This window comes from uncultured Pseudoramibacter sp., from assembly GCF_903789625.1.
Classification (GTDB): Bacteria; Bacillota; Clostridia; order Eubacteriales; family Eubacteriaceae; genus Pseudoramibacter; species Pseudoramibacter fermentans.
This window is the reverse complement of sequence record NZ_CAIFFF010000001.1, coordinates 96,725-120,446: the sequence shown is the minus strand read 5'-3', so window position 1 is coordinate 120,446 and position 23,722 is coordinate 96,725. Positions and strand designations below refer to the sequence as shown.

General features: G+C 59.5%; 27 protein-coding genes. 1 reads left to right on the top strand and 26 read right to left on the bottom strand.

Features of this window, described 5'->3' with window-relative positions:
* Nucleotides 1-5 precede the first annotated feature (5 nt).
* The 26 genes from hemL to QZX60_RS00435 form a co-directional block, all read right to left on the bottom strand.
* Nucleotides 6-1,304, bottom strand: coding sequence for a glutamate-1-semialdehyde 2,1-aminomutase (gene hemL / locus QZX60_RS00560; protein ID WP_295360189.1), 1,299 nt, complete (start codon nucleotides 1,302-1,304; stop codon nucleotides 6-8).
* Between the two features lie 13 nt (nucleotides 1,305-1,317).
* Complete coding sequence (gene hemB / locus QZX60_RS00555) at nucleotides 1,318-2,292, bottom strand: porphobilinogen synthase (protein WP_295360186.1); 975 nt, start codon at nucleotides 2,290-2,292, stop codon at nucleotides 1,318-1,320.
* 58 nt (nucleotides 2,293-2,350) lie between these two features.
* The gene (gene cobA, locus QZX60_RS00550; RefSeq protein WP_295360183.1) at nucleotides 2,351-3,880 is read right to left on the bottom strand and encodes a uroporphyrinogen-III C-methyltransferase; all 1,530 of its coding nucleotides are present in this window, start codon (nucleotides 3,878-3,880) and stop codon (nucleotides 2,351-2,353) included.
* Nucleotides 3,877-4,794 carry a hydroxymethylbilane synthase gene (hemC, locus tag QZX60_RS00545; protein ID WP_295360180.1) on the bottom strand — a complete coding sequence of 306 codons (918 nt, stop codon included), beginning with the start codon at nucleotides 4,792-4,794 and terminating at the stop codon, nucleotides 3,877-3,879. Before hemC ends, cobA begins: the two co-directional genes overlap by 4 nt.
* Nucleotide 4,795: 1 nt before the next feature.
* Nucleotides 4,796-5,377, bottom strand: a complete 582-nt coding sequence (locus tag QZX60_RS00540; RefSeq protein WP_295360177.1) for a bifunctional precorrin-2 dehydrogenase/sirohydrochlorin ferrochelatase — start codon at nucleotides 5,375-5,377, stop codon at nucleotides 4,796-4,798.
* 11 nt (nucleotides 5,378-5,388) lie between these two features.
* Nucleotides 5,389-6,636, bottom strand: coding sequence for a glutamyl-tRNA reductase (hemA, locus tag QZX60_RS00535; protein ID WP_295360174.1), 1,248 nt, complete (start codon nucleotides 6,634-6,636; stop codon nucleotides 5,389-5,391).
* Between the two features lie 9 nt (nucleotides 6,637-6,645).
* The gene (locus QZX60_RS00530) at nucleotides 6,646-7,404 is read right to left on the bottom strand and encodes a 1-acyl-sn-glycerol-3-phosphate acyltransferase (RefSeq protein ID WP_295360171.1); all 759 of its coding nucleotides are present in this window, start codon (nucleotides 7,402-7,404) and stop codon (nucleotides 6,646-6,648) included.
* Nucleotides 7,405-7,444: 40 nt separating this feature from the next.
* Nucleotides 7,445-8,026, bottom strand: coding sequence for a precorrin-6Y C5,15-methyltransferase (decarboxylating) subunit CbiT (gene cbiT, locus QZX60_RS00525; protein ID WP_295360169.1), 582 nt, complete (start codon nucleotides 8,024-8,026; stop codon nucleotides 7,445-7,447).
* Nucleotides 8,019-8,666 (bottom strand): precorrin-6y C5,15-methyltransferase (decarboxylating) subunit CbiE, encoded by a 648-nt coding sequence (gene cbiE, locus QZX60_RS00520; protein ID WP_295360166.1) that lies wholly within the window; start codon nucleotides 8,664-8,666, stop codon nucleotides 8,019-8,021. Before cbiE ends, cbiT begins: the two co-directional genes overlap by 8 nt.
* Nucleotides 8,663-9,811, bottom strand: a complete 1,149-nt coding sequence (gene cbiD, locus QZX60_RS00515) for a cobalt-precorrin-5B (C(1))-methyltransferase CbiD (protein WP_295360163.1) — start codon at nucleotides 9,809-9,811, stop codon at nucleotides 8,663-8,665. The genes cbiE and cbiD overlap by 4 nt, the downstream gene beginning before the upstream one ends.
* Nucleotides 9,808-10,527 carry a precorrin-2 C(20)-methyltransferase gene (cobI, locus tag QZX60_RS00510; protein WP_295360161.1) on the bottom strand — a complete coding sequence of 240 codons (720 nt, stop codon included), beginning with the start codon at nucleotides 10,525-10,527 and terminating at the stop codon, nucleotides 9,808-9,810. Before cobI ends, cbiD begins: the two co-directional genes overlap by 4 nt.
* Before the next feature lie 5 nt (nucleotides 10,528-10,532).
* Nucleotides 10,533-11,174, bottom strand: coding sequence for a precorrin-8X methylmutase (locus tag QZX60_RS00505; protein ID WP_295360158.1), 642 nt, complete (start codon nucleotides 11,172-11,174; stop codon nucleotides 10,533-10,535).
* A 50-nt stretch (nucleotides 11,175-11,224) separates the two neighbouring features.
* Nucleotides 11,225-12,106 carry a GHMP kinase gene (locus QZX60_RS00500; protein ID WP_295360155.1) on the bottom strand — a complete coding sequence of 294 codons (882 nt, stop codon included), beginning with the start codon at nucleotides 12,104-12,106 and terminating at the stop codon, nucleotides 11,225-11,227.
* Complete coding sequence (locus QZX60_RS00495; protein ID WP_295360153.1) at nucleotides 12,103-13,482, bottom strand: cobyrinate a,c-diamide synthase; 1,380 nt, start codon at nucleotides 13,480-13,482, stop codon at nucleotides 12,103-12,105. Before QZX60_RS00495 ends, QZX60_RS00500 begins: the two co-directional genes overlap by 4 nt.
* A gap of 186 nt (nucleotides 13,483-13,668) precedes the next feature.
* A complete protein-coding gene (locus QZX60_RS00490) occupies nucleotides 13,669-14,520 on the bottom strand; it encodes an energy-coupling factor ABC transporter ATP-binding protein (protein ID WP_295360150.1) in 852 nt (283 codons plus the stop codon).
* Nucleotides 14,513-15,451, bottom strand: coding sequence for a cobalt ECF transporter T component CbiQ (cbiQ, locus tag QZX60_RS00485; protein ID WP_295360147.1), 939 nt, complete (start codon nucleotides 15,449-15,451; stop codon nucleotides 14,513-14,515). Before cbiQ ends, QZX60_RS00490 begins: the two co-directional genes overlap by 8 nt.
* 87 nt (nucleotides 15,452-15,538) lie before the next feature.
* Nucleotides 15,539-15,865, bottom strand: coding sequence for an energy-coupling factor ABC transporter substrate-binding protein (locus QZX60_RS00480; protein WP_295360144.1), 327 nt, complete (start codon nucleotides 15,863-15,865; stop codon nucleotides 15,539-15,541).
* Between the two features lie 17 nt (nucleotides 15,866-15,882).
* Entirely contained in the window at nucleotides 15,883-16,635 is a 753-nt protein-coding gene (locus QZX60_RS00475; protein ID WP_363174651.1) for an energy-coupling factor ABC transporter permease, read from the bottom strand.
* Nucleotides 16,636-17,099: 464 nt separating this feature from the next.
* Nucleotides 17,100-17,981, bottom strand: a complete 882-nt coding sequence (locus QZX60_RS00470; protein WP_295360142.1) for a GH25 family lysozyme — start codon at nucleotides 17,979-17,981, stop codon at nucleotides 17,100-17,102.
* Between the two features lie 148 nt (nucleotides 17,982-18,129).
* A complete protein-coding gene (locus QZX60_RS00465; RefSeq protein WP_295360140.1) occupies nucleotides 18,130-18,375 on the bottom strand; it encodes a holin in 246 nt (81 codons plus the stop codon).
* Entirely contained in the window at nucleotides 18,356-18,775 is a 420-nt protein-coding gene (locus QZX60_RS00460; protein WP_295360137.1) for a hypothetical protein, read from the bottom strand. The genes QZX60_RS00465 and QZX60_RS00460 overlap by 20 nt, the downstream gene beginning before the upstream one ends.
* A 4-nt stretch (nucleotides 18,776-18,779) precedes the next feature.
* Nucleotides 18,780-19,004 (bottom strand): DUF2922 family protein, encoded by a 225-nt coding sequence (locus QZX60_RS00455; protein ID WP_295360134.1) that lies wholly within the window; start codon nucleotides 19,002-19,004, stop codon nucleotides 18,780-18,782.
* A gap of 69 nt (nucleotides 19,005-19,073) precedes the next feature.
* Complete coding sequence (locus QZX60_RS00450; protein WP_295360131.1) at nucleotides 19,074-19,295, bottom strand: hypothetical protein; 222 nt, start codon at nucleotides 19,293-19,295, stop codon at nucleotides 19,074-19,076.
* Between the two features lie 157 nt (nucleotides 19,296-19,452).
* Entirely contained in the window at nucleotides 19,453-20,073 is a 621-nt protein-coding gene (locus tag QZX60_RS00445) for a sigma-70 family RNA polymerase sigma factor (RefSeq protein WP_295360129.1), read from the bottom strand.
* A gap of 18 nt (nucleotides 20,074-20,091) precedes the next feature.
* A complete protein-coding gene (locus QZX60_RS00440; protein ID WP_295360126.1) occupies nucleotides 20,092-20,967 on the bottom strand; it encodes a DUF4373 domain-containing protein in 876 nt (291 codons plus the stop codon).
* Nucleotides 20,968-21,214: 247 nt separating this feature from the next.
* Nucleotides 21,215-22,150 carry an SDR family oxidoreductase gene (locus QZX60_RS00435; RefSeq protein ID WP_295360123.1) on the bottom strand — a complete coding sequence of 312 codons (936 nt, stop codon included), beginning with the start codon at nucleotides 22,148-22,150 and terminating at the stop codon, nucleotides 21,215-21,217.
* A gap of 385 nt (nucleotides 22,151-22,535) precedes the next feature.
* Between QZX60_RS00435 and QZX60_RS00430 the strand changes: the two genes are divergently transcribed.
* Nucleotides 22,536-23,420, top strand: a complete 885-nt coding sequence (locus QZX60_RS00430; RefSeq protein WP_295360121.1) for an arsenic efflux protein — start codon at nucleotides 22,536-22,538, stop codon at nucleotides 23,418-23,420.
* Nucleotides 23,421-23,722: the final 302 nt, after the last annotated feature.

The following is a 23,722-nucleotide window of genomic DNA, read 5'->3' as shown; positions in this document are numbered from 1 at the left end:
TCCTATTAACGGCCTTCCGCGATGGCTTCGAGGGCCTTGCGGTTGTCCGCGATGGTTTTGTCGATGTCCGCTTCCGTGTGGGCGAGGGAGACGAAAATCCCTTCGTACTGGGACGGCGGCAGCATGTTGCCCATGTCGAGCATTTTCTTGAAGTAATCGGCGTACACCGCGGTGTCGCTGGTCATGACGCCGTCGAAATTTTCCACCTTCTGATCGGTGAAGAACAGCGCGGACATGCCGGCGCAGCGGTTGACCACCGCCTTGACGCCCGTCGCCTTGATGTTGGCTTCAAAACCATCGGTCAGGCGTTTGGCCCGCGCGGTGACGATGTCGTAGGTTTCCGGATGGGCCTTCAGGTAGCGCAGGGTGTTGAGCCCCATGTGCATCGCGATCGGATTGCCCGACAGCGTGCCGGCCTGGTAGACCGGGCCGTCCGGCGCGAGCATCGACATGATTTCAGCCGGGCCGCCGAAAGCGCCCACCGGCATGCCGCCGCCGATGATTTTGCCGATGGTGGTCAGATCCGGCTTGATGCCGAAAAGTTCCTGGGCTCCGCCGTAGGCGACGCGGAAGCCGGTGATGACTTCGTCGAAGATGAGCAGCGCGCCTTCTTCGCGGGTGATTTCCCGCAGGCCTTCCAAAAAGCCCGGGTTCGGCGGCACGACGCCCATGTTCCCGGCCACCGGTTCGACGATGACGCAGGCGATTTCGCCTTTATTTTCGGCGAACAGCGCCTTCACCGATTCGAGGTCGTTGTAGGTGGCGACGAGGGTGTCCTTCGCGGTGCCCTTCGTCACGCCGGCGCTCGTCGGTTCGCCGAAGGTCAGCGTGCCCGACCCGGATTTCACGAGCAGGGAATCGGAGTGGCCATGGTAGCAGCCTTCGAATTTGATGAACTTTTCCCGGCCGGTGTAGCCGCGGGCCAAGCGGATCGCCGACATCGTCGCTTCTGTGCCGGAGTTGACCATCCGAAACTGATCGGCACTCGGAAAAGCGTCGACGAGGGTTTCGGCCATGTCCACTTCGATTTCCGTCGCCAGGCCAAAGGTCGTGCCCTTGGCCAGCGCCTTGTCCACATCCTGGTAGTAAATATCCGACGCGTGGCCGAAAATCAACGGCCCCCACGAGCAGATGTAATCGGTGTAGGTATTCTGGTCCGCGTCCGTGATCTGGGAGCCCTTGCCGTGGTCCGCGAACACCGGCGCGATGCCGACGTTTTTAAAGGCGCGCACCGGCGAGTTGACCCCGCCGGGAATGACCTTTTTCGCGCGCGCGTACAATTGTTCTGATCGTTCGTGATTCATCTTAAACTTATCCTCAGTCCTGGTATTTCGCGAGCAGTTCCTTGAGGATCGGCGCGAAATAGGTGATGATGATTTCGGCGCCGGCCCGCTTGATGCAGATCAGGCTTTCGAAGATCGCCCGTTCGTCGAGGAGGCCTTCGTCGACGGCGGTGCGGATCATCGCGTATTCGCCGGACACCTGGTAGGCGGCCATCGGCAGGAAGGACAAATCCTTCGCCTGGCTCAGCACGTCGAGGTAAGGCATGGCCGGCTTGACCATGACGATGTCGGCGCCTTCTTCGATGTCCAGTTCCACTTCCTTTAGGGCTTCCTTGCCGTTGGCCGGGTCCATCTGGTAAGCGCGGCGGTCGCCGAAGGCCGGCGCGGAATCCGCAGCGTCTCTGAACGGGCCGTAGAAGGTCGACGCGAATTTCGCCGAGTAGCCCATGATCGGAATGCTTTCAAAACCCGCTTCGTCCAGCGCGTGTCTCAGCGCCGCGATGTGGCCGTCCATCATGTCCGACGGGGCGACCATGTCGACGCCGGCTCTCGCCTGGCTGACTGCGACCTTGCACAGGGTGTCGAGGGATTTATCCCGCTTGATGTCGCCGTTGTCTTCGAAGAAGCAGCAATGGCCGTCGGCCTTGTATTCGCACAGGCAGACGTCGCCGATGATGTAGAGTTCCGGCGCGATGGCCTTGATCTTGCGGATCGCCTGCTGAACGATGCCGTCGTCGGCAAAGGCCGGCGTCGCTTCGCCGTCCTTCTTGGATTCGTCCGGGATGCCGAACAGGATGATGTATTCGATGCCCGCCGCCTTGAAGCTTTCGACCGCTTCGTCGAGGCGGTCGATGGAGTAGCGGTACTGGCCCTTCATCGACGGGATTTCTTCCTTGATGTTTTCCCCTTCAATCACAAATACCGGGTAAACGACGTCGTCCATCGACAAACGGGTTTCGCGGATCAGTTTGCGGATCTTTTCATTTTTTCTCAGTCTGGTTGGTAACATTTTGAGACCTTCTTTCATCAATGCTGTAAACACAAATCTTTATTAAATTATTATACCCTTAATGATTTTTTGTGCAATCTTCTTCAATGGCCGCCATCAGCCCGTCGATCGTGTAGGTGTCGGCCTGGATGTCCACCGGCAGGCCGAGGGCCTTCAGCTGTTCCGAGGTTTTCGGCCCGATCGAGGCGCATTTCGCGCCGGAATCCCGAACGACCGCCGCGCAGTCTTCCCCGATTTTTTCGGCGAAATATTTCGCCGTCGTCGAGGAGGTGAAGGTGATGTAATCGACCTGATGGGCCTTTAACATCGCCGCGACGTCCACGTCGGTCCGGTCTTCTCTCAAGGTTTCGTAGATCTTGATTTCGTCGACCGGGCAGATTTCAGAAAGCTTTTCGGCGACGTAGGCTCTGGCGTTTTTCGAGCGGGGCAGCAGAATGCGGTCCGCCGCCGTCAGCGTCGGCCCCAGCGCTTCGACGAGGGCTTCCCCTATAAACCGCGCTGGCACGATGTCCGGCACAATGCCGCGGGCCTTCAGCGCCGCCGCCGTCGCCTTGCCGATGGCGGTGACGGTCAGGCCGGCCAGGGCCCGGCTGTCCTTGCCCATGTCGCCGAGCTTCTGGAAGAATAAATCGACGCCGTTGGCGCTGGTCAGAATCAAATGGGTGTAGCCTCCGAGGTGGGCGATGGCCTTTTCGAGTCGCGCCATTTCCGACCCCACCGGCTGAATCCGAATCGTCGGGTACATGACCGCCTCACCGCCCTGATCCTGAATCTTTGCGACCAGCTTGGATGCCTGGGCTCTCGAGCGGGTCACGACGAAGCACTTGCCGAAAAGGGGGCGGCTGTCGAAGAAGCGCAGCTCGTCCCGCAGGCCCACGACCTTGCCGATGACGATCAGCGCCGGTGCGCCGAGTCCGGCGGCCTTCGCGGTTTCGGCGATGTTGGCGAGGGTGCCCGTCACCGTCTGCTGTCTCGGCGTGGTGGCCTCACGCACGACCGCCGCCGGCGTGTCCGGATCCATCCCGTTTTCGATGAGCTTCGCGGTGATAATGCCGATGTTTTTCATCCCCATCAAAAAGACGAGGGTGCCCTTCGTCGCCGCCAGCACCGGCCAATCCAAATGGGCCGCGTCGTTCTTCAAATGTCCGGTGACGACCTGGAAGGAGGACGCGCAGTCCCGGTGGGTGATCGGGATCCCGGCGTAGGCCAGGCCGCCGATGACCGAGGTGATGCCCGGCACTTCCTCAAAGGGGACGCCGGCCTCGTGGAGCCGCACCCCTTCTTCGCCGCCGCGCCCGAAGACGTAAGGGTCGCCGCCCTTGAGGCGGACGACGGTTTTGCCCTCGAGGCCGAGCTTGACGAGGAGCTCATTGGTTTCCTCCTGGGGCAGCGCGTGGTGTGCCGCCCGCTTGCCGACGTAAATCCGTTCGCAGTCCGCCGGCACGTACTCGAGCAGAGCGGGATTCACAAGGGCGTCGTACACAACGGTGTCGCACTGGGACAGCACCCGCCTGCCCTTGAGGGTCAACAGCTCGGGATCGCCGCAGCCGCCGCCAACCAAATACACTTTGCCTATTTTCTGACTCATCCCTCTACTTCCCCTTTCAGTTGTTCGGCCAGACGACGGCCGAGGGCTTCCGCCTCGCAGCAGCTGCCCATCACCGACGCCATCGCGAGCCGTTCGCCCGAGGCGTCGCCGTAGACGCCGTGGAGGGTCAGCCGGCCGTTGCGGCCGATGTCGCAGTAGGCGCCGATGGGCAGATGGCAGTCGCCGTTGAGGGCGACGAGGAAGGCGCGCTCCGCCTTCATCTGGAGCTCAGCCTGCTGATCCTTGACCGATTCGATCATCTGCCGCATTTTCAAATTGTCTTCGCGGACTTCCACCGCGAGAATGCCCTGGGCCGGCGCGCAGACGAAATCCGTTGGCTCCAGCGGCACGACGTTGTAGGCCGGGTTGTCGTAAACGCCGAGGCGCTTCATCCCAGCGGCCGCGAGAATGATGCCGTCCAGATGCTCGCTGTCCAGCTTGCGGATGCGGGTGTCGATGTTGCCCCGGATGTTCACGCACTGAATGTCCGGGCGGATCCGTGCGATCTGAAACATTCGGCGCTTGCTCCCGGTGCCGATGACGGCGCCCTCGGGCAGCTCCTCGATGCCCCAGACGTCTTCGTGGGTCACCAGCACGTCCGCCGGGTCCTCCCGAACCGGCGGCGCCGCCAAAATCAGCCCGTCAGGCAGGGCGGCCGGCATGTCCTTCATGCTGTGCACGGCCATCTGAATTTCGCCGGACAACAGCTCGTCCTCGATTTCCTTCGTGAACAGCCCTTTACCGCCGATCTCGTCCAGCGGCCGGTTCTGCACCGCGTCCCCTTTGGTCTTGATGATCTTGATTTCAAAATCGACGTCGGGATTGGCCTTGCTGAGCTGATCGATCATCCAGTTGGTCTGGGTGACGGCCAGCTTGCTCCCCCTGGACCCGACGTACACCTTTTCTCTTTCCATATTAGGCTCCCCTTTCTGCCTCCTCCTTCAGCCGTTCCAGCGGCCAGCCGGCGATCTCTTTCAAATCGCTGCGCTGCGCCGCCCTCGGTCGGCCGTCATTTAAAATGCGGGTTCTCAAAATTTTCAAATACTTTAGTTTTTCTCCGACAGATTCCGGATACTGCTCTCTGAGCGTTCTAGCGATCTCCCGGGTCATCGACGGGCTCGCGCCCTCGGTGCAGACCGAAAGGGTCAGATCCCCCCGGCGGATCACCGACGGAAAAAAGTAGTCCGACCGGTCCGGGTCGTCCGCCGCGTTGACGAGAATGCCCCGGGCCTTGCAGTCGTCGACGATTTTAGCGTTGAGGGCGTGGTCGTCCGTCGCCGCCGCGCAGATAAAAACGCCCTCGAGCATTGCGGCCGAGTAGGGCGCCGCGCTCACGGCACATCCGGCGACAGCCTTTTCGCCGCCGTCTGGCCGGGTAAGTACGGTGACCTCGCACCCGGCCTCGACGAAGGCCGCAGCCCGGCGGCTGCCGACCTTGCCGCCGCCGACCACCAGCGCTTTCAGCCCGTTCATTTCCAACAGAATCGGCAGTTTCATCGGCGCCTCCTCTAATTTTCTTCCGTTTCGATCAGCCAGTGGTAGGCCTTCTTGGCCTTTTTCACGCTGGCGTCGTCGTCGAGCTTTTTAAGCTTCTTAATCGTCGGCATCACCATTTTTCTGAACTCGGAGCGGACGATCTTTTCGAGATAGTCGTAGTCTTTGCCCTCGAAATGATAGCGCTTGTTCAAGATGTCGATGGTTTCGTCGGCACGGCCCTGAGCTTTGCGGTTCAGCCCAGCGACCATGCCGTCGACCTTGGCCTTCTGAAGCCAGGCCATCATGTCGTCGACCGCGTCCTCGACGGCGACAGCGATTTTCTGCGCCACCTTTTCTCTATAAGCCTTGGTCTCGTCGATGATGTGATTGAAATCGTCGATGGTCAACAGCGTGACGCCGTCGACCTGGGCGAGGGCCGGGTCGATGTCCCGGGGCAGGGCCAAATCGATGAGCAGCAGCGGCTTGTCCAGTGCCGGGAAGGCTTCGCTTTTTAACACCGTGTGGGGCGACGCCGTCGCGGAGATGATGACGTCCATGTCCGACACCACGCTGTAGCGGTCGGGATAGGGCACGACCTTGACTTCGCCGTGATAGGTATCCTGATAATCCAGCGGCGGGTGGTAGGTCCGGTTGGTCATCGTCACGTCGTTAAAGCCCTCGGCGTCCATGTACTGGAGGGCGAGGGTGCCCATTTTCCCGGAGCCGATGATCAAGACCTTTTTGTCCTGATAATCCTCTGGGAACAGGCGCTTGACGTGCTTGACCGCCGTCGACGAGAGAGACAGCGGTGTTTCGGAAATCTTGTACACGGTCTTGATCTTCTTCGAGAAAGTGATCGCTTCGCGGAAGGCCTTGGTCAGGAATTTGCCGGCGCCGTGGACTTTTTCGGCGTTGGCCAAGGCGTCCTTTGACTGCCCGAGAATCTGGTCTTCCCCGAGGATCATCGAGTCCAGCCCCGCCACGACCCGGAACAGATGCCACACCGCGTCCCGGCCGTCAAAGGTGTAGAGATACGGGGCGATTTCCGGGGTTTTGTAGTCGACGTAATATTCCTTTAGGGCCTCGACCGCCGCATCCGCGTGCTCCGCCGCCGCGTAGATTTCGCTGCGGTTGCAGGTCGAGAGCACCACGACCTCAGCGATGCCCCGCTTTTTCAACGTCTCGGTCACCTCTTCGAGAGAGCGCACGGTGAACGCCGCTTTTTCGCGGACCTCCATCGGCGCCTTTCGGTGATCCAGTCCCACTGCTACGATTTCCACAACTGCCTCCTATCTTTCTTCTTTTGCTTTGATGTTTTCCAGCTGCTTGGCCCGGTAATCGCTGACGATGCGCTGCGCGCGCTGGGGCAGCTCCCGCCATTCCTTTTTGCCGAAATCCGCGGTCGGTATCGCCGGCAGCACGGTCAGGGACACCTCCGCCGGATAAATCCAAATGGAACCGGGGCGCATCATCCGCTCGGTCCCCTCGATCACGCAGGGCACGACCGGTACCCGATCCGCCTTCGCGATGCGGAAGGCCCCGGATTTAAAGGTGTGCACCGCGCCGTCTTTGCTGCGCGTGCCTTCCGGGAAGATGACCATCGAATAGCCTTCGGAAAGCCAGTGCTCGCTTTCCTTCAGCGCCTTTACCGATTCCCGCGGGTGATCCCGGTCGACGAACACACAGTGGAGCTCCCGCATCCACGACGCGATGCCGGGAATTTTGGTGATCTGCTTTTTCGCCATCATCGGCTTGGTGTCGTCGCCCAAAAAGCCGATCATCAGCGGAATATCGAAATACCCCAGATGATTGGCCACGTAGACCGCCGGCCCGTCCACAAGGTTATTAAGCCCCTCGACGCGGACGTGTCCGCCGGCCATCGTGAACATGGTCCGCGCCCATCTGCCGACAATCCGGTGCAGCAGGGCGTCGTGCTCGGCAGTTTTCCCCTGACGGCCGAGGCGGCGGATCTTGAACAGCGCGGGGATCGCGATCAGCTGGTACAGCCAAAAGCGGATGAACCAGATCAATGTCCGAAAAAACGCCATGACTGCCTCCTTTTGTTTCACTTACACTTTTATTTTTAATTCAACCGCGCTGAACCGCCGTCATTAAATAGACCGGGTTCTGCGCCGTCATCATCGTCAGGCCCCCGACCATTCGGCCGCGGCTGACGCCGATTTCGACGACCTCGACGTCGTCGAAGCGTTCGCTCATCAATACTCGGGCCCGGGCCGCGTTTTCCAGCGTGATGAAGTTGGCGTTGATTTTGCCGCCCGGCGTCAGGTGCGCCTGGGCCCAGTCAAAGATGCCGGCCATCTCGCCGCCGGTGCCGCCGACGATGATTTTATTCACCGGCCCGGAAATGCGTTCGAGGACCTCCGGCGCCTGTCCGGCGATCAGCTCTACCGGTGCCGCGTCGAAATGATCCTTATTCTGAAGGATCAGCGCCTGGGCCGCTTCCTTGCCCTCAACCGCGTAGACCTTGCCGCGGTAGGCCGCGTGAGCCGCTTCCATCGTGATGCCGCCGGTGCCGGCGCCGATGTCGACGACCACGTCGTCCGGCTGAATGTCCAGAAAGGCGATGGTCAATATGCGGATTTCCCGCTTCGTCATCGGCGCCTTGCCGCGGACGTAGGCCTCGTCCTGATATCCTGCTATTTCACTCATCTGTTACAATCACGACTGACATGCCCCGTTCCGAGAACGTCAATCCCTCCTCTGTGGTTAATCTCGTAATCCGTTCCTCCGGATAGGATAAATCCTCTCCGACGTACAATATCTTGTCATCTAAGCCCTCAGCCTTCAGTGCGGCGGCGATGTACGCCGTGTTGTGGGTGCCGTCGGTGAGCACGCCGACGGTGCCGTGGCGCCTCACCCGGCCGATCAAGTCCTGGTCCCGGCCGTGCAGGCTGATCAGTGCCGCGTCCTGCCAGGGCCTGCCGATTTTCGCGAACAGGTAGGTCAGGGACGACACCCCCGGAATCGCCTGAACGTGGGCGGCGCCGATCACCTTCCGCGCGTAGCTCAGCAGGCTGTAAAAGCCGCAGTCGCCGGACACGACCAGCGCCGTCTTTTTGTAGGGGTACACCGCCTTGACCGCCGCCATAACCTCGGTGAGCTTGCCGCCGCCGGAGCCGACGATGTGAACTTCTTTGCCCGAGGCGTCAAAGCTCTCGAGATGGCGCTTGCCGCAGGCGACGACCTCCGCCTCGTCGATGGCCTTCAGGGCCGCCGGCAGGATGTAATCCGGCGCGCCGGGCCCCAGGCTGACCACCGTCAGCTTATCGTATTTGGATGCTGTTTTCATTTGAATAATGCCTCGAATGCTTCCGCGCCCTTCGTCTGGCCGAGCAGGCCGTATTTCCGGCTGAAGAGCACGACCTCGACTGCGATGTTCTGGTAAACCTTGCGCTCGCAGCGGATCTTGACCCGTTCGGCGAGGTGGTCGAAGTAATCCCGATCGAATCCGTGGGCGCGCAGGGTCTCGACCGCGTCGTCCGTCGTCGTACAGTGCATGATTTCGGAAACGCAGGCTTGATCCGCCCCGTCCAGCGCCGCGTAGGCCGCGAGGATTTCCATCCGCGCGTCGGAGTAGGACGAGTGGGTCTGGAAGATCCCGCCGGCGACCTTGACGAGCTTGCCCAGGTGGCCGACGAAGAGGATGCGCGCGATCCCCATGTTTTCCGCCTGCTCGAACATGTAGCCGACGAAATTGCTGATTTTGACCATCCGGTCGGATTTGAGTCCGAGTTCGGCCGCGAAATCCGCGCCGTAATTGCCCGGCACGAAGAGGATATCGCGGCAGCCCTTTTCTTTCAAAACCGAAAGCTCGAGGCGCATGGACGCCTTCAGGGATTCCTCGCTCATCGGTGTAACAATGCCGGTGGTGCCGAGGATGGACAGCCCGCCTTGGACGCCGAGCTTCGGGTTGAAGGTGCGCTTGGCCAGTTCCTCGCCCTCGGGCAGGGAGACCGTCACCTCAAATCCGCCGGTATAATCGTAGGCTTCCGCCACTTCCGCCAGGGCCTTGCGCATCATCGCCCGGGGCGTCGGGTTGATCGCCGGCTCGCCCACCGGGATCGACAGCCCCGGCAGGGTCACGACACCGAGGCCCTTCCCCCGCTTGAAGACGACGCCGGGTTCGTCCACCAGCCGCACCGCGGCGTAAACCCGGGTGCCCTTGGTGACGTCTGGGTCGTCGCCCGAATCCTTGACCACCGCGCAGGAGGCGGTGTCGCCGTCGACGCGGCAGTCGAACAAATCGATCACCAGATCCCAGCCCTTGGGTGTCGAGATTTCGACCGTGTCTTTCATCTCGCCGGTGAAGAGCATCAGGGCCGCGGCCTTGGAGGCCGCCGTCGCGCAGGAGCCGGTGGTGTAGCCGTAGCGCATCCGCTTGCCGCCCTTTTCGACGTATCGGTTCAGCGGGTGCTTCAGGACGTCGCCGCTCATTTCGCTTTTTTAATCAGCACGGTGGACAGGTACGGGACTTTCTTTTCTAAGTCCGCGATGTCCCGGGTGACCTTTTCGCTGTCCATGCCGATGTTGGAAATCATCACGAAGTGATCCTCGAGGTGGCGTTCCCGGAGGGCCTTGGCGAGGCCTTTCGCGTTGGCGGACACCTTCATGACGACGATGTTCTGGTGGGCGTCGAGCACCGCGTCCACTTCTTCCTCAGTCTGGGTCATGCCGACGACGCCGAGGGATTCTTCGCCCTGGGTCAGCGGCAGGTTCAAGTGGGCCGCCAGGCTGCAGAAGGACGGCACGCCGGAGATGGTTTCCACTTCCATGCCGCGGTCGATCAAAAATTCCATCACGTAGGAGTAGGTCGAGTAAACCATCGGATCGCCGAGGGTCAAAAACACCGCGTTTTGGCCCCAGTTCAGCATGCTCTGAATCTGGTCGGCGTTTTCGCCCCACTGCTTTTCGAGGGTTTCCCGTTCTTCTGATAAAGAAAGCATCGGGAAGTCCATGACGACGAGCTTCGTTTCCGGTTTGATGTAGGGCTTGGCGATTTGGAGGGCGATGCTCGGCTTGCCCATTTTCTTCGTCGGGCTGATGATCACGTCCGCCGCTTCGATGGCCTTGACCGCCTTGACGGTGAGCAGCTCCGGATCCCCGGGGCCGACACCGATGCCGTAGAGTTTGCCTTTTTTCTGCTGTTCCATTTCGCTTACCAATCCCTTCCCAATTTATAAAGCATGGCGTTTAGAATCGCGCCGACCACCGGGCTGCCGCCCTTTCTGCCGTTGATCCGGATGTACGGAATGTCGTAGGGGTCCAGCTCGTCCAGCGCGGCCTTCGATTCCGCCGCGCCGACAAAGCCGATGGGCGCGCCGACGATTAAATCCGGCTTGGGCGCGCCGTCCTTGATCAAGTCGATCAAGCGGTAGAGCGCGGTGGGCGCGTTGCCGATCGCGAAAATTGAGACGTCCTCGCGGTTGACGGCCTTTTCCATCGCGACGGTGGAGCGGGTGACGCCCCGCTTCTTCGCTTCGGCGACGACGTCGTCGTCGTGAACGAAGTTGAGCACGTCGATGTGCTGCATGGCCAGGGCGCGGCTGTTGACCGCCGCCTTGATCATGCCGGTGTCGGCGTAGATGTGCTTGCCGGCCTTCAGGGCGTTGAGCCCGCGGGCCACCGCGTTGTTCTTGAATTCGATCAGGCGCGCGTATTCAAAGTCGGCCGTGGTGTGGATCACCCGTTTGACGATGCTGTCCGTTTCTTCTGGAAATTTGATCCCGCCGAGCTCTCGGCCGATAATTTCAAAACTCTTTTTTTCGATTTCATGTGGTTCGTTGACGTAATCACGCATTATATTTTCCCTTTCTCCTTTGGGTTTAAAATTGGGGTTGCATTCTGGATTTAAAATTCGTTGCGCAGCAGCTGCACACCGCCGGGCACGATCCGCCGCTCGAAGGCGCTGTCGATCTCTTCCGCTGACACGTGCTTCAGCAGCTCGCGCATCAAGTCGTCCCGAGCGAGGCGCCCCGGCTCGTGGAGAATGCCGACCACCGTGCCGCTGTGACCGATGACGACACCCTCGCCGCCGTATCGGCTGCTCAAATCGATGAGCAGCGGCAGGTAGGGCTTCTCGAGGACTTTCTGATTGAGCAGCGCCGATTTTGTCGTCGCGTTGCCGACGGTCTGCAGGTTACGCCGGTCGACGCCCCGCTGGAAGGTGCCGACGATGCCGGCGAACACCGCCCGATCCCGGGCCGTGTAGATTTTGCGCTGGCCCTTGAAGCCGACGGTATCCACCGTCCCCTTGAAGTTGATGACGAGGATCGCGGCCTGCAGGTTGTGGCGGAAGGTCTTGATGACGCCGCCGTCGATAAAGTCGAACAGGTTGAGCCGCGGGAACATGATGTTGTCCGACGGCTCCACCGCGATGCACAGCCTGGCGATTTCCGACGCGTCCAGGTGCAGGTCGAAAAAGACGCTGAGGGCGCCGGCCAGCGCCGCCAGGTCGGCGGTGCTGCTGGCCATGCCCTTGCCCCTCGGAATTTCCGACGCGATCTCGATGTTCAAGTGGTGCATCACCTTTTCCGACAGGCCGTATCGCCACAGGAAATAGTCGACCAAGGCCGCGGCCTTTGGCGGCAGGTCGATGCGCTGGGGCTCGTCGGTGATCGTCGCCCTGGCGTAAAGGTCGATCGGGCAGGACACGAGGCAGGGCCGCCCGCGGTAGATCCCTTGAATCCACTCGCCGCAGGAGCCCGGCGCCCGGGTCGTCAGCCGCCTCACGGGCGCGCTCCTTTGAGCACTCTCGCGCGGTCTAACAGCGCGAGCAGAAAGTCGTCGGCGCCGTCGGCGTAGAAATGCAGGTGGGGGTAGCCCGCCAGCGTGTGCGCCTTGACGTAGCCGCCGCCCCAGGTCGTATCGCCCGAGGCCCTGCGCTTCGTCACGGTGTAGATTTCCGGCACCGGCTCAAAGGTTTCAACACGGCTGTGGTGAAATTCGTGAGCGCGGAAATGGTAGGTCCGGCCGCCGAAATCCGCCGCGACGCCGACGTAGCCGAAATGCTGGAGCCGTTCGGTCATGATCGTCGTCGCCGGCAGAAAGCCGATGCCGTCGTGGCGGGCACCGCCCTTGTTCTGCAGGGACTGGGTCAATACCATCAGCCCGCCGCATTCCGCGAAGCAGGGCATTCCGGCCTCGAGCTTCTCTTTCAAGTCCCGGCGCATTGCGGCGTTGGCCTCGAAGGCTTCGCCGAAGACTTCTGGGAAACCGCCGCCGATGTAGAGCCCGTCCAGGCCGTCGGGCACCTTGTCGTCGTCTAACGGGCTGAAGGGCACCAGGTTCACGCCCAGAGTTTTTAAGGCGGTGAAATTGTCGTGATAATAAAAATTAAAGGCGCGGTCCCAAGCCACGCCGACAGTCAGATCCGAGTAGGCGCCGGCGCGGGCCGCAAAGGGATCGGGGCGGCCGGTGCGCGGGGTGATTTCGGAAAGGGCGAGCATCCGGTCCAGGTCGACGTGGGCGGCGGTGAGTGCCCCGGCGCGGCGCACCGTCTCCTTGAGCTTCGGCAGCTCGTCTGCCGGGATCAGGCCGAGGTGGCGGGAGCCGACGGTCAGGTCCGGATCCTCAGGGATCCACCCGACGCAGGGCACGCCGGCCTTGGTCTCGATCGCGTTTTTGAGCAGCTCGAAATGGCTCTGGGATTTGATCCGGTTGACGATGACCCCGGCGATATGCACGTCCGGATCGTAGTTCACGTAGCCCATGACCAGTGCCGCGGCCGACGCCGCCATGCCCCGGCCGTCGATGATCAAAAAGACCGGAATGCCGAGGGTCTTCGCCAAAAAGGCGGAGGAGCCGATTTCGCTGCCAGACATGCTGCCGTCGTAGAGCCCCATAACCCCTTCGACGATGCCCAAATCGTCCGCCTTCAGCCGGCGGGCGTACAGGGTCTTGATCCGTTCCGGGTCGACGATCCAGGTGTCGAGATTGACCGACGGCTCGCCGGTGACGAATTCGTGAAACATCGGGTCGATGTAGTCCGGGCCGGTCTTGGCCGGCACGACGTGACATCCCCGCGCCTTAAAGGCGGCCATGATTCCCATGGTCGCTGTGGTCTTCCCGACGTTACTATTGGTTCCTGCTAGCATCAACCCGTGCATCTGATCCTCCCGCGCTTTTTGTATTTGACTTTTTGTCTGTGCCCGTAGGCATACCCCTAATTGTATTATTATACCTGATTTAAATCGATAATGAGAGATATTTTTTAGCAGTTAAAAGGCACATGCTTATTCTTTATTAATTCGTGATAATTCGCACTTTTTTCGATTTCTTTTCTTAATTTATAATTAGGACGCCTTGATTTTGTCGAGCCAGGCGTCAAAGGCTTCGACGTCCTGGGGGTAGGCGCCGTCGTCCGGCGCGACGCCGTGCTTGACCATGTCTTCGTAGACGCGCATCAGCATCGGCTTTCGCAGGTTGGCCTGTTCGCAGACTTCGCTGTTCTTCAGGACCTCCACTGGCGAGCCGGTGGCGATGATCTGGCCGTCGGAGAAGACCACCAGCTTCTGGGCCCAGCGGTAGGCGAAGTCCATGTCGTGGGTCGAGATCAGGAGGGTCTTATGCTGCGCTGCGAGGCGTTCCAGCGCTTCTTCGAGCATTTTCGCGTTCAGCGGGTCCAGCGCGGCCGTCGGTTCGTCGAAAATGATGACTTCCGAATGCATCGCGATGATGTCGGCGATGGTGATCCGCTTCTTTTCGCCGCCGCTGCAGTAGTGGGGCGCGCGGTGCTTGAATTCGGACAGGTTCATTTCAGCCAGGGCTTCGTCGACGCGCCTTTCGACCTCGTCGTCGGGCAGGTCGAGGTTGATCGGCCCGAAGGAGACTTCCCCCATGACCGTCGAGGCGATGATCTGGTTGTCAGCGTCCTGGAAGACGATGCCGACGCCGCGGCGCAGCTCGTTGAGGGATTCCTTTTTGTCGGTGATCTTTTCCCCTTTGAAGTAGATTTCGCCGGCGTCCGGATGGAGCACGCCGTTGATGTTTAAGAAGAACGTCGATTTGCCGGCGCCGTTGTTGCCGACGATGCAGATCCGTTCCCCGGGCATGACGTCGAGGTTGATGCCCTTGAGGGCCTGATGGTCGCCGCTGGAATAGGTATATTGTAAATCTCTGATTTTTAAAATGGGTTCGTTAGACATTGATATTCACTCCTTGGAAGGTCATGATCCAGACCAAAACAAAATAAGCCGTCGGCACAAGGACCCAGAACAGCTGCTTTTTCGTGACGGGTTTCTTTTCTTCGTAGAATCTCAGGTCACCGTTGTAGCAGCGGGCTTCCATCGCGTCGTAGAATTGATTCCCGCGCTTCATCGACACGAGAAAGAGGTTGCTGGCGGTGCTGCCGAAGGAATTGATCGAGCGCTTCAGCGTGGTGTAGCCCAGACGGGATTCTGCGGAGTTTTTCATGCGGCGCTGCGTATCCATCAGGATAAAGATAAAGCGGTACATCAAATTCATCAGCTCGATGATCAGCTTCGGGAAATGGGCGTCTCTGAGGACGCTGAAAATTTCGTTGGACATGGTGGAAAGCGACATCATGTACATCGCGGAAATGGCGCCGAAGGCCTTGCACCAGAGGTTGACCGTCGCCTTCGCGGTTTTCGGCGTAATGATCACGTAGCCCCAATGGGTCGGAATGTTGACGAGGGCGCTCGCGAAAGGCGTCTTCGAGAAATTAAATAAGATAAAGATGGACCCGGCGATCATGAAGGCCAGCGGGATGCCGAGGAGCCCGATGTAGTGGTCCATATCCAATTCGCCGAGGCAGACGGTCACGAAAAAGGTGTACAGGATGACGCCGAAGGAGACGTAGGGATCGTTGGAGATCAGGCAGATCAGCAGCAGCAGCATCCCGTAGCCGATTTTGAGTTTCGCGTTCCAGTCCCCGATTTTCGAGTGGTAGGCGTACATGTCGATGGACAGCGTGCCTTCGCCGTGCTTGTGGCCAAAGCCGTGGTGGTGATGGGCTTCGCCGCGGTGGATCCAGGCTTTGCGGATGCCGCCTGCGACGAGGAGGGCCAGTGGCGGCACCAGCCAAAGCAGATAAATAAGATGGTATTGATATTGCATGGACAATGCCTTTCAGTTTTTCATTATTTCAAAAAAATAGGCTGGGAGGTCATTCCCTCTCCAGCCTCTTTCATTATCATTTTATTGTTACAGCTCTTGGTCTTCTTTGCCCAGTTTTTTGCGTTCGACATAGCGGCCCAGGAAGAAGCAGAGAATCCCCACGCCGATCCCAGTCTGTACGCAGAACAGCAGAGATTCGATTTCGCCCGGCAGTTCGCCGCCGATGGCTTTTTCTAAGACTGGTTCTGCCCAAACTTTGTAGCTTGAGTCGTTCTTTTTGACCAGTTCGCCGCCGGCGTCGTCAGATCCGCCGAAGGTTGCGCCGTGGGATGAACCGTATGCAAACGGGACGACGGCGATCAAAATGCAGGCAATGATGCAGATCCAAATGGTTCTTTTATTCGATTTACTCATAATCTTTCACCTCTAACTTACGCTTCAATGAATCCGAGGGATTTCATTTCGTCCGTCGCGTAGTTTTCGAGCGCGATGATGATGACGACTGAAATCAGCCCTTCGATAATGGCCAGCGGCACCTGAGTCGCGGCGTAGATCGCCATGTTGGTGACCATCGCCTTGCCAAAGCCGACATTGCTGTGATGTGCCCATGCCATCTGGAATGAGGTGACGCAGTAGGTGAAAAGGTCGCCTAAAGTGCAAGCGATGAAGATGTTGACCTTTTTGTTCCAGTGCAGCTTTTCGCCCAGTTTATACAGGCCGTAGGAAAGGAACGGACCTGCAATGGCCATCGAGAAGCAGTTGGCGCCGAGGGTGGTTAAGCCGCCGTGAGCCAGCAGAATGGCCTGGAAAATCAGGACGATGATGCCGAGCACGGCAACAGCTGCCGGTCCGAAGAGCAGCGCGCCCAGGCCTGTCCCGGTCATGTGTGAGCAGGAACCGGTCACTGAAGGAATTTTCAGCGAAGAGATGACGAAAATAAACGCACCTGCCATAGCCAGAAGCGGCATGGTCCGGCGGTTATTGTCCGCAATCTTTCTGATTGAGAAAAATCCCCAAACGATAAACGGCACCGCGATGACGCCCCAGAAAATGCACAGACTCAGCGGCAGGTAGCCTTCCATGATGTGCATTGCGTTGGCAGCCGGCGCGACGCCAAAACAAATCGCTACAGCTAACGAAGCCGCAACGACCCACATTTCCTTCTTTGACAAACGAGTTGACATGAAGAAACCTCCCTTATAAAAATTTTTTTATGTTCAGTTCGCCGTCTCGTCTTGATCAAAAAAGATGAGTCCAATTTGTGGTTTGCTTGTATTTTCAAGACGGGCGTGTGACGGCTGACCTTGTTTGATAGGTCATATTTCTGAACCATCCATAAATTATAGATGCTATTATATTGATTCTAAACAAACCCGTCAATATCCTCATTTAAATTTACAATCTTAAGTTATCCGTACTTTTTAAGGTTTGGATTTTACCTTTTTAAAGACCCAAATTCAGGAGTTTTAAACTTTATTTAAGTATTTTTTTGGCGTGCAACTATCACTTTTTTGTTGATACCCTGAAGGTGTATATGGTTTCTGTCAAATATTTTCATAATTATAAAAGCAGCCCGCCTCCGATCTCGTGATCCAAAGGTCAGGCTGCGTTTTTCGATTCAGGACTTGGCCGCCCGCATCCCATTCCGCTAACGCTGGAGGGGAAGCAACGCCCGCCAGGTGTGCAGTCCGACGATGCCGTCGGCTGTGAGGCCGTGGGCGCGCTGAAATTTTTTCACCGCGGCCTCGGTCTCTGGGCCGAAGATGCCGTCCGCCCGGACCCCGAGCGCCTGCTGCACCAGTCGGGTTATTTGACCGCGGCTACTGCGTGTCAGCACCGGACACATCGCGCGCGTTTTTGGGCCGGCGATGCCGTCGACTTGAAGCCCCGCGCCGTACTGGGCGTTGAGCTCCTGCTGGAGGCTTTTGACCCAGGCGGCCCCGGCGGGCTTGGCCTGGGTGTGGGGCGCGGTGACGCGGCGCCCGGCGGCGTAGCGCATCCAGGCGTCCTCGCCGCCGTAGAACACGTTGCGGTCGAGGGTCGTCCCCGCGTACTGCCACATCGCGAGGGTCGGCCAGCCGACGTGGGCCGGCGCGTGGGTCGAGTACTTCGCGTCCCAGAGGCCGTAGTCGCGGGCCGCGAGCTTCGCGTAGCGCGCGGTCTGGGAGTCGGAGCAGTAGAACAGCGGGCGCACCCCGGTGAGGGCCGTCACCCGGTCGAGCCACTCGAGGGCCTTGTCCGGCCCGTAGCGCAGGGCCCGGCCCTCCCAGTCCAGGGCGAGCACCGCCCGCCCGACGTAGGGCTCGACGAGCTTCACGAACCAGTCCGCCTCGTCCCGCATCCGGTTGTTCTCCGGCCGCGCGTAGTGGTAAAAGCCGATGAGCTTGCCGGCGGCGAGGGCCCCCTTGGCGTGCCGCTCCCTGAGGGGGTCGGCGAAGGTGCGCCCTTCCGACGCCTTGATCACGAAAAAGGACTGCACGTAATAATTCACGCTGAGGTTGTAATTGGAAATATCGACGCCGTAGAGCATCTGCGCCCTCCTTTCTATTTGTTTAAATTATAAGATTTTCGTTTCATTCGTTGTGATTTCAAATGCGGCTGCATCATTGTTTAGGACTTCACATGCGGTGCATCGCATTGTTTATTTTTTGATCTGTAACATAATTGACGCCGCCGCCTCACCCGCGGGGCCTGCCGCCGTTTTTCACCTGATGCCGGTCGAGCTCCGGCAGCCCCGTAAGCGAGGTGAGCATCGAGATCAGCGCCGCCAGCGCCGCCGCCGAAAGGGCAGGCCGCCACGGGGCATCGGTGATCCCGGAGGCGGTCATCAGCGACGCCGCCAAGGTCTGGGCGAAGGTCCGCGCCGCCCGTCTACCCGCCGCAGCGAGCCACGCCCGGGTGCCGTCACGGCTGATTTTTTTCATCGGGGCCTCCCTCCTCCCCGCCGAGATCGCGCACCGGCAGGGTCAGCGCCCGGCGGTACAGGGCGGCCGCGGCGGAGTTGCCGCCCATCTTGTGGTACACGTCGAACAAATGGTGGAGGTTGGTGATCTCGCCGGTGGTGGTCCAGCCCCGGGCCAGGGCTGCGGTGCAGGCGTTGAAGAGCCGGTCGTGGAGCAGGGTCACACAGGCCAGCTCCGTCAGCCCCAGGCGCTCGGCGATATGGGACAAAGTCGTCTCTGCCCGGGCCGCCCGTTTTCTGCGCCTTTTAAGCCGCCCGAGGAGGAATCCCCGCACCGGCGGGACGGCGAGGGACAGCGCCGTCAGCACAAGGACCGCCGCCGAGAGGACCGCGGCGGCCCGTTCAATCCACGTCTGGGCCAAGGGGTCAGGCCAGGGCGACGTCGGTTTTGTCAGTGGTGATGCGCTGGGCGGAGGCGACGCTCACGGCTGCGTCGGCGCCGACCCCGAGGGCCCCTGCGGCGACCATGCTGTCGAGCTTGGCCTTGACTTCGCTGTCGAGGAGGCTCGATTTGAAGTCGCCGATGGTCAGGCCCATGACTTCGCCGGATGCCAGATTAAATTTCACGTTCAGTTCTTTGCTTACTGCCATTTTGTTTCTCCTTTTGTATATTTTCCTAATTGCTCTGCCAAATTCTTCGGATCGTTTTTGTCCCACGGCCTACGCGTTCACGAGCTCCTCCGTGGTGACGATGTAGGCGGATTCCATCGCGATTTCGGTCAGCCCGTCGTAGGCGTTGGCCACGTTCAGGATCTGCTCCGGCGTCGCCGCGGTCAGAATCTTGCTGACGTCGCGGTTCACGGTTTTGGTGGAGCCGTCGTCTAAATCCTTAATGTTGCGCATCCGCAGGGTCTGTCCGGTTAAATTCTTCGTAACTGCCATTTGTGTTCTCCTTTTTACTTTTCAATTTTTACTACATTGTTTGTGTTTTGACCTGATGATTTTCAGGTGCTTCGCTTCGGGGGCGCTCCCTTTTGTCTGAGACACCCATATAATGCACGGAAATCTAAAAAGGGGTGACAACAAATTCCAAATTTTTTTAAAAATGTTTCCGCAGCTTTCGCATCGCGCGGCGTTTGGCGGTTTTCACGGTGTTCAGGCTGATGCCCCGGCTTTTGGCGATGGCCTCCCGGGTCATCGACTGCTCGAAGGCGCAGGTGATGATCGCCCGCTCCAGCTCCGAGAGCTCCGGAATCGCGGCCGCGAGCCGGTCGATCTGGGCCTGGCGCTCCGCGGCGGCTTCGGCGTCGGCGATGTTGTCCGCGGCGCCGCCGTGCTTTTCCTCGAAAGGGACGTCGTCGGGCCGGAAGCGCCGCCACCGCGCCCGAAATTTGGCGGACAGGGTGCGCTTGACGTACACCGGGAAGTAGACGCCCCGGCCGGGATCGAAGGCGCGCACCGCCTCGATCAGCCACAGCGCGCCGTCGGCCTTGGCGTCCTCAAAATCGGGAAAGGGCGCCGCCAGCTTGACGATCAGCGGCTTGAAGGCGAGAATCAGGGTCTCCTCCGCGGCGCGCTCCCCGGCCGCGGCCCGAGCCGCCAGGGCGTCGATTTCGGCGTAGGACCGCCTGCCCGCCGCGTTCTGTTTGGCCGTATTTGCGGCATTTGCTTTATATGTTTCATTATTTTGATTTTGATTTGCGTTGTTTTCAGTTTTCATTTGCCTCTCCTTTGTGTGTTAAGCCTTGTCCTCCTCGGGGATCATGTCCCAGAGGGCCTTGGTGTCGGCGTCGGCGAGGGCGTCGATGAGCCCCTCGCGGCGCTTCGCGTCGTCTGTTTCCGGTTCTGCCGGGTCCACCGGGCGGGAGAGGGCCGCGTCGGCGATCCAGCTTTCGATAAAGGCGGGCATCTGCGCTGCCTTGCGGCGCCGCGCCGGGTTGTGGTTGAGCCAGTTCAGCATCCGGACGAGCTCGCCGGCCACGTCCGCCCTGGGGAACCGCTTGGCGAGGGCGTCGGCGTCGGCCTTGGTGACCGTGTAGCGGCCGCCGCCCCGAATGGGCAGCATCGCCGCGGGCGGCACCTCTGGATCTGTCTGGCTTTCAGTTGAAAGATTTTCAGTACGTATTTGTCCGGACGCGCCTTTTGGCGCGGGCCGGGAATCACTTTGCTTTGTTTTCTTTTGTTTTACTTTATTTTCTTTTGTGGGGTTTTGGTCCACCATAATTGGGCCGTTTTCGTTCCCAATCAAATCGTAGGCCGGATCGATCCGGGCCTTGCTGTGCCGCTTGCCGAAGGTGTAAACCTCCTGAATGTGGCGGCTGGTCAGGATGTGGGCGTCGGCGTAAAGCTCGGGATCGAAAATGCGCCGCGCCACGCACACATCCACCACCTGCTGAATGCGCTCGGGCTCGGTGCTGCTCGAGTACGCCATCACCAGGGCCATGTCGTCGCTCCACGGCAGGTAGTAGCCGTGGTCGCCGTAAATCTGCATCAACAGGTGAACGTAGATGCCGAAGCCCGCCGCGCCGCATTGGGCTTCCAGCAGTTGAAGGGCCGTGCTCTGGCGCGTATCGAACGGGAAATAGTCCAGGCCGGTCTTGACGGGTCGTGCCATATTTGGCCTCCTTCGCGTTAAATTTGTCTCAGCGGGGCGCCCGTCTATAAGCTTTTTCCAGTGTACGCCTTTTTAGTCTTGAAGGCAAGTAGAAGTTTTTGTCATCGGCGGTTTTTCCGCTGTCTAAATCGCTGAAAGCGTGGTTTTATGCGGATTTAAAACGCCTAAAAATAAAAAAATCCCTCGATTTTCGAGGGATGATGTGCAACTCAACCGTAATTTTTTGTCATTGTTTTTGCGTCTGATTCTACAGCCGTCTTAAAAGCTCCCAGAAGTAGAGCAGGACTTCCCGGGGGAGCAGCTTCGAGAAGAACCGGTGGATGGTACAAAAAAGTCCCGGGGTCGAGACGGCCATGCCCAGGCGGTTGGTCCGCAGGGAGCGGCGCGCCACCCGGTCCGCCGGGACGCCGAAGGCGAAGTTCTTGATCGCTGGCTTTTCGCCCTTAGCTTCCGCCGCCTTGGCGATCGGGATGAACTCGGTGTCCCGCATCCAATAGGGGCAGACCGCCGTCACCCGGATGTGCCGCGGGAGCAGCTCCATGCGCAGCGCCCGGGTGTAATGGTAGAGAAAGACCTTGGACGCCGCGTAGACGCCAAAGTGCTGGAGGGGCTGAAAGGCCGCCGTCGAACAGATTTCGAGGATGCGCCCGCCCGGGCCCATGAAGGGCAGGGCCGTGACCGTCACGTCCACCGCCGCCCGGTCGTTGACCTCAATCATATTGTCCGAGTCGGCCAGCGGCAGCTTTTCGTAGTTGCCGATTTTGCCCAGGCCCGCGCAGTTGATCAGCACCGCCACCTCCACGTCCGCCTCACGCAGCGCCGTCTTCAGCGCCGTCAGGCTCTCGGGCTTCGTCAGATCGAGTGGGAGCACGCGCGTCCCGCAGCTCAGCTCACCCGCCAGGGCGTTCAGCCGGTCGGCCCGCCGGGCCACGAGCCAGATTTCGTCGAGACCGCGTTCGGTGCGGTCCAGCCGCTTGGCGTACTCCCGGCCGAGGCCGCTGGAGGCGCCGGTGATCAGCGCGACGCGCTTCCTGTGTCCTGTCTTGGGCTTTTTCGCCGCCGCGTAGACGAGCATTTCGATGAGCACGAGGACGATGGCGATGACTGCGAAGAGCACGAAGACCCGCCCCGAAAAGCCGACGCACCAATCCACCACGCGATGCAGGGTTTCTAAAAATGACATAAGCCGCCTTCTTTCGATTTAAAATTCAATTTACAATATAATTTACAATCTGCGTACCATTTTGATTTATTGATCTTAACCTATGATACCACATTTTCTCATCATTTTAACCCGTCATCGCGCTGAAAATTTTGCAGGCCATATATGAAACTTTATTCATCTGTTTGCAAATTGATGTAAACCGTGTTACGATGAGGGACAGCCCACAAAACACAATGCAAAACCGTGACGCGGTAGTTCATGATATGAAAATTTATTCATCTTTTAGTCATTAATGCGGTGCTGAAACATCCAGACTGAAAACAGATCAGCCTTATCTATACACGTTATAGTCAGGCGGCGATCAATTCAAATTGTAATTAATCATTAATAGAAAGGAAACGCCATGCTTCACACTTTTTTAGACATCCTCAGCGACGCGGCGGTCGACACCGTCAAGCTCATCCCCTTCCTCTTCGTGACCTATTGGATCATGGAGTATTTCGAGGGCAAGGCCGCGAGCCACTCGACGCGCCTCCTGCTGCGGGTCGGGCCCTTCGGGCCGGCGGCCGGCGCGGCGGTCGGGGTCATCCCCCAGTGCGGCTTCTCCGCCGCGGCCGCGAGCCTCTACGCCGGCGGGCTCATCTCCACCGGGACACTGCTGTCGGTGTTCCTGTCGACGTCGGACGAAATGCTGCCGATCTTTCTGTCGGAGCACGTCGCCGCCGGGACCCTCGGCCGGGTGCTCCTCGCCAAGGCCGTCATCGGCGTGCTCACCGGGATGGCCGTCGACGGGGTGCTGCGGCTGCGCCGCTACGGCGACGACAAGCACATCCACGACCTGTGCGACAACGAGCACTGCGGCTGCGAGGACGAGGCCGAACCGGCGGGGCTGCGCGCCGTGACCCGCTCGGCGCTGGTCCACACGCTGAACATCACCGCCTTCGTCTTCGCGATTTCCCTTGTCCTCGGCGCGCTGATCGACTGGGCCGGGGTCGGCACCATCGAAAGCGTCCTGACCGACCGCCCCGTCGTCGGCGTCTGCCTGTCGGCGCTGATCGGCCTGATCCCCAACTGCGCCGCCTCGGTCACCATCACCCAGCTATACCTGTCGCGCATGCTGACCGCCGGGCAGATGATGGCCGGACTGCTCGTCGGCGCCGGCGTCGGGCTGCTCGTCCTCTTCCGCACCAGCCGCCACTGGAAGGAAAATTTGAAATTCACTGTGCTGCTCTACGTCAGCGGCGTCGCGTGGGGGTTGTTGTTTGAGCTGTTACATTTGTCTTTCTAAATAAAAAGAGCGGGGATTGCGCAAATCCCCGTTCGCCGCTGAATGATAAGATATAAACCGTGTGTTTGGCTTGAGTTCGTGATCCCCTCCCCGCGCGGCAGCGCGGCAGGCCCCGGCGTCAGCCGGGGAGAGAATCTCATCTCCTATGCTATGCTATCCTCTCTTCTCATATCCTATGCGAATTTCCTGTGAGAAAAATCGGTTTATCCTATATTTTGTTAAAAAAATAGAGACACACGCTTCTATTGAAACATGTGCCTCTCGGTCCGTACTTGGAAATAACATTTTTTAATGGTGTTTTT

Bases quoted from the DNA above. Each gene is read 5' to 3' on its own strand.
- QZX60_RS00435 (WP_295360123.1), bottom strand. From the start codon at position 22,150: ATGTCATTTTTAGAAACCCTGCATCGCGTGGTGGATTGGTGCGTCGGC.
- QZX60_RS00470 (WP_295360142.1), bottom strand. From the start codon at position 17,981: ATGCTCTACGGCGTCGATATTTCCAATTACAACCTCAGCGTGAATTAT.
- cbiT (WP_295360169.1), bottom strand. From the start codon at position 8,026: ATGAGTGAAATAGCAGGATATCAGGACGAGGCCTACGTCCGCGGCAAG.
- QZX60_RS00440 (WP_295360126.1), bottom strand. From the start codon at position 20,967: ATGGCACGACCCGTCAAGACCGGCCTGGACTATTTCCCGTTCGATACG.
- hemC (WP_295360180.1), bottom strand. From the start codon at position 4,794: ATGGAAAGAGAAAAGGTGTACGTCGGGTCCAGGGGGAGCAAGCTGGCC.
- cobA (WP_295360183.1), bottom strand. From the start codon at position 3,880: ATGAGTCAGAAAATAGGCAAAGTGTATTTGGTTGGCGGCGGCTGCGGC.
- QZX60_RS00540 (WP_295360177.1), bottom strand. From the start codon at position 5,377: ATGAAACTGCCGATTCTGTTGGAAATGAACGGGCTGAAAGCGCTGGTG.
- QZX60_RS00465 (WP_295360140.1), bottom strand. From the start codon at position 18,375: ATGAAAAAAATCAGCCGTGACGGCACCCGGGCGTGGCTCGCTGCGGCG.
- QZX60_RS00475 (WP_363174651.1), bottom strand. From the start codon at position 16,635: ATGTCAACTCGTTTGTCAAAGAAGGAAATGTGGGTCGTTGCGGCTTCG.
- QZX60_RS00455 (WP_295360134.1), bottom strand. From the start codon at position 19,004: ATGGCAGTAAGCAAAGAACTGAACGTGAAATTTAATCTGGCATCCGGC.
- QZX60_RS00495 (WP_295360153.1), bottom strand. From the start codon at position 13,482: ATGCACGGGTTGATGCTAGCAGGAACCAATAGTAACGTCGGGAAGACC.
- QZX60_RS00445 (WP_295360129.1), bottom strand. From the start codon at position 20,073: ATGAAAACTGAAAACAACGCAAATCAAAATCAAAATAATGAAACATAT.
- cbiD (WP_295360163.1), bottom strand. From the start codon at position 9,811: ATGAGCGGCGACGTCCTGAAGCACCCGCTGAACCGATACGTCGAAAAG.
- hemL (WP_295360189.1), bottom strand. From the start codon at position 1,304: ATGAATCACGAACGATCAGAACAATTGTACGCGCGCGCGAAAAAGGTC.
- cobI (WP_295360161.1), bottom strand. From the start codon at position 10,527: ATGGAACAGCAGAAAAAAGGCAAACTCTACGGCATCGGTGTCGGCCCC.
- QZX60_RS00530 (WP_295360171.1), bottom strand. From the start codon at position 7,404: ATGGCGTTTTTTCGGACATTGATCTGGTTCATCCGCTTTTGGCTGTAC.
- QZX60_RS00505 (WP_295360158.1), bottom strand. From the start codon at position 11,174: ATGCGTGATTACGTCAACGAACCACATGAAATCGAAAAAAAGAGTTTT.
- QZX60_RS00490 (WP_295360150.1), bottom strand. From the start codon at position 14,520: ATGTCTAACGAACCCATTTTAAAAATCAGAGATTTACAATATACCTAT.
- cbiQ (WP_295360147.1), bottom strand. From the start codon at position 15,451: ATGCAATATCAATACCATCTTATTTATCTGCTTTGGCTGGTGCCGCCA.
- QZX60_RS00450 (WP_295360131.1), bottom strand. From the start codon at position 19,295: ATGGCAGTTACGAAGAATTTAACCGGACAGACCCTGCGGATGCGCAAC.
- hemB (WP_295360186.1), bottom strand. From the start codon at position 2,292: ATGTTACCAACCAGACTGAGAAAAAATGAAAAGATCCGCAAACTGATC.
- cbiE (WP_295360166.1), bottom strand. From the start codon at position 8,666: ATGAAAACAGCATCCAAATACGATAAGCTGACGGTGGTCAGCCTGGGG.
- QZX60_RS00480 (WP_295360144.1), bottom strand. From the start codon at position 15,865: ATGAGTAAATCGAATAAAAGAACCATTTGGATCTGCATCATTGCCTGC.
- QZX60_RS00430 (WP_295360121.1), top strand. From the start codon at position 22,536: ATGCTTCACACTTTTTTAGACATCCTCAGCGACGCGGCGGTCGACACC.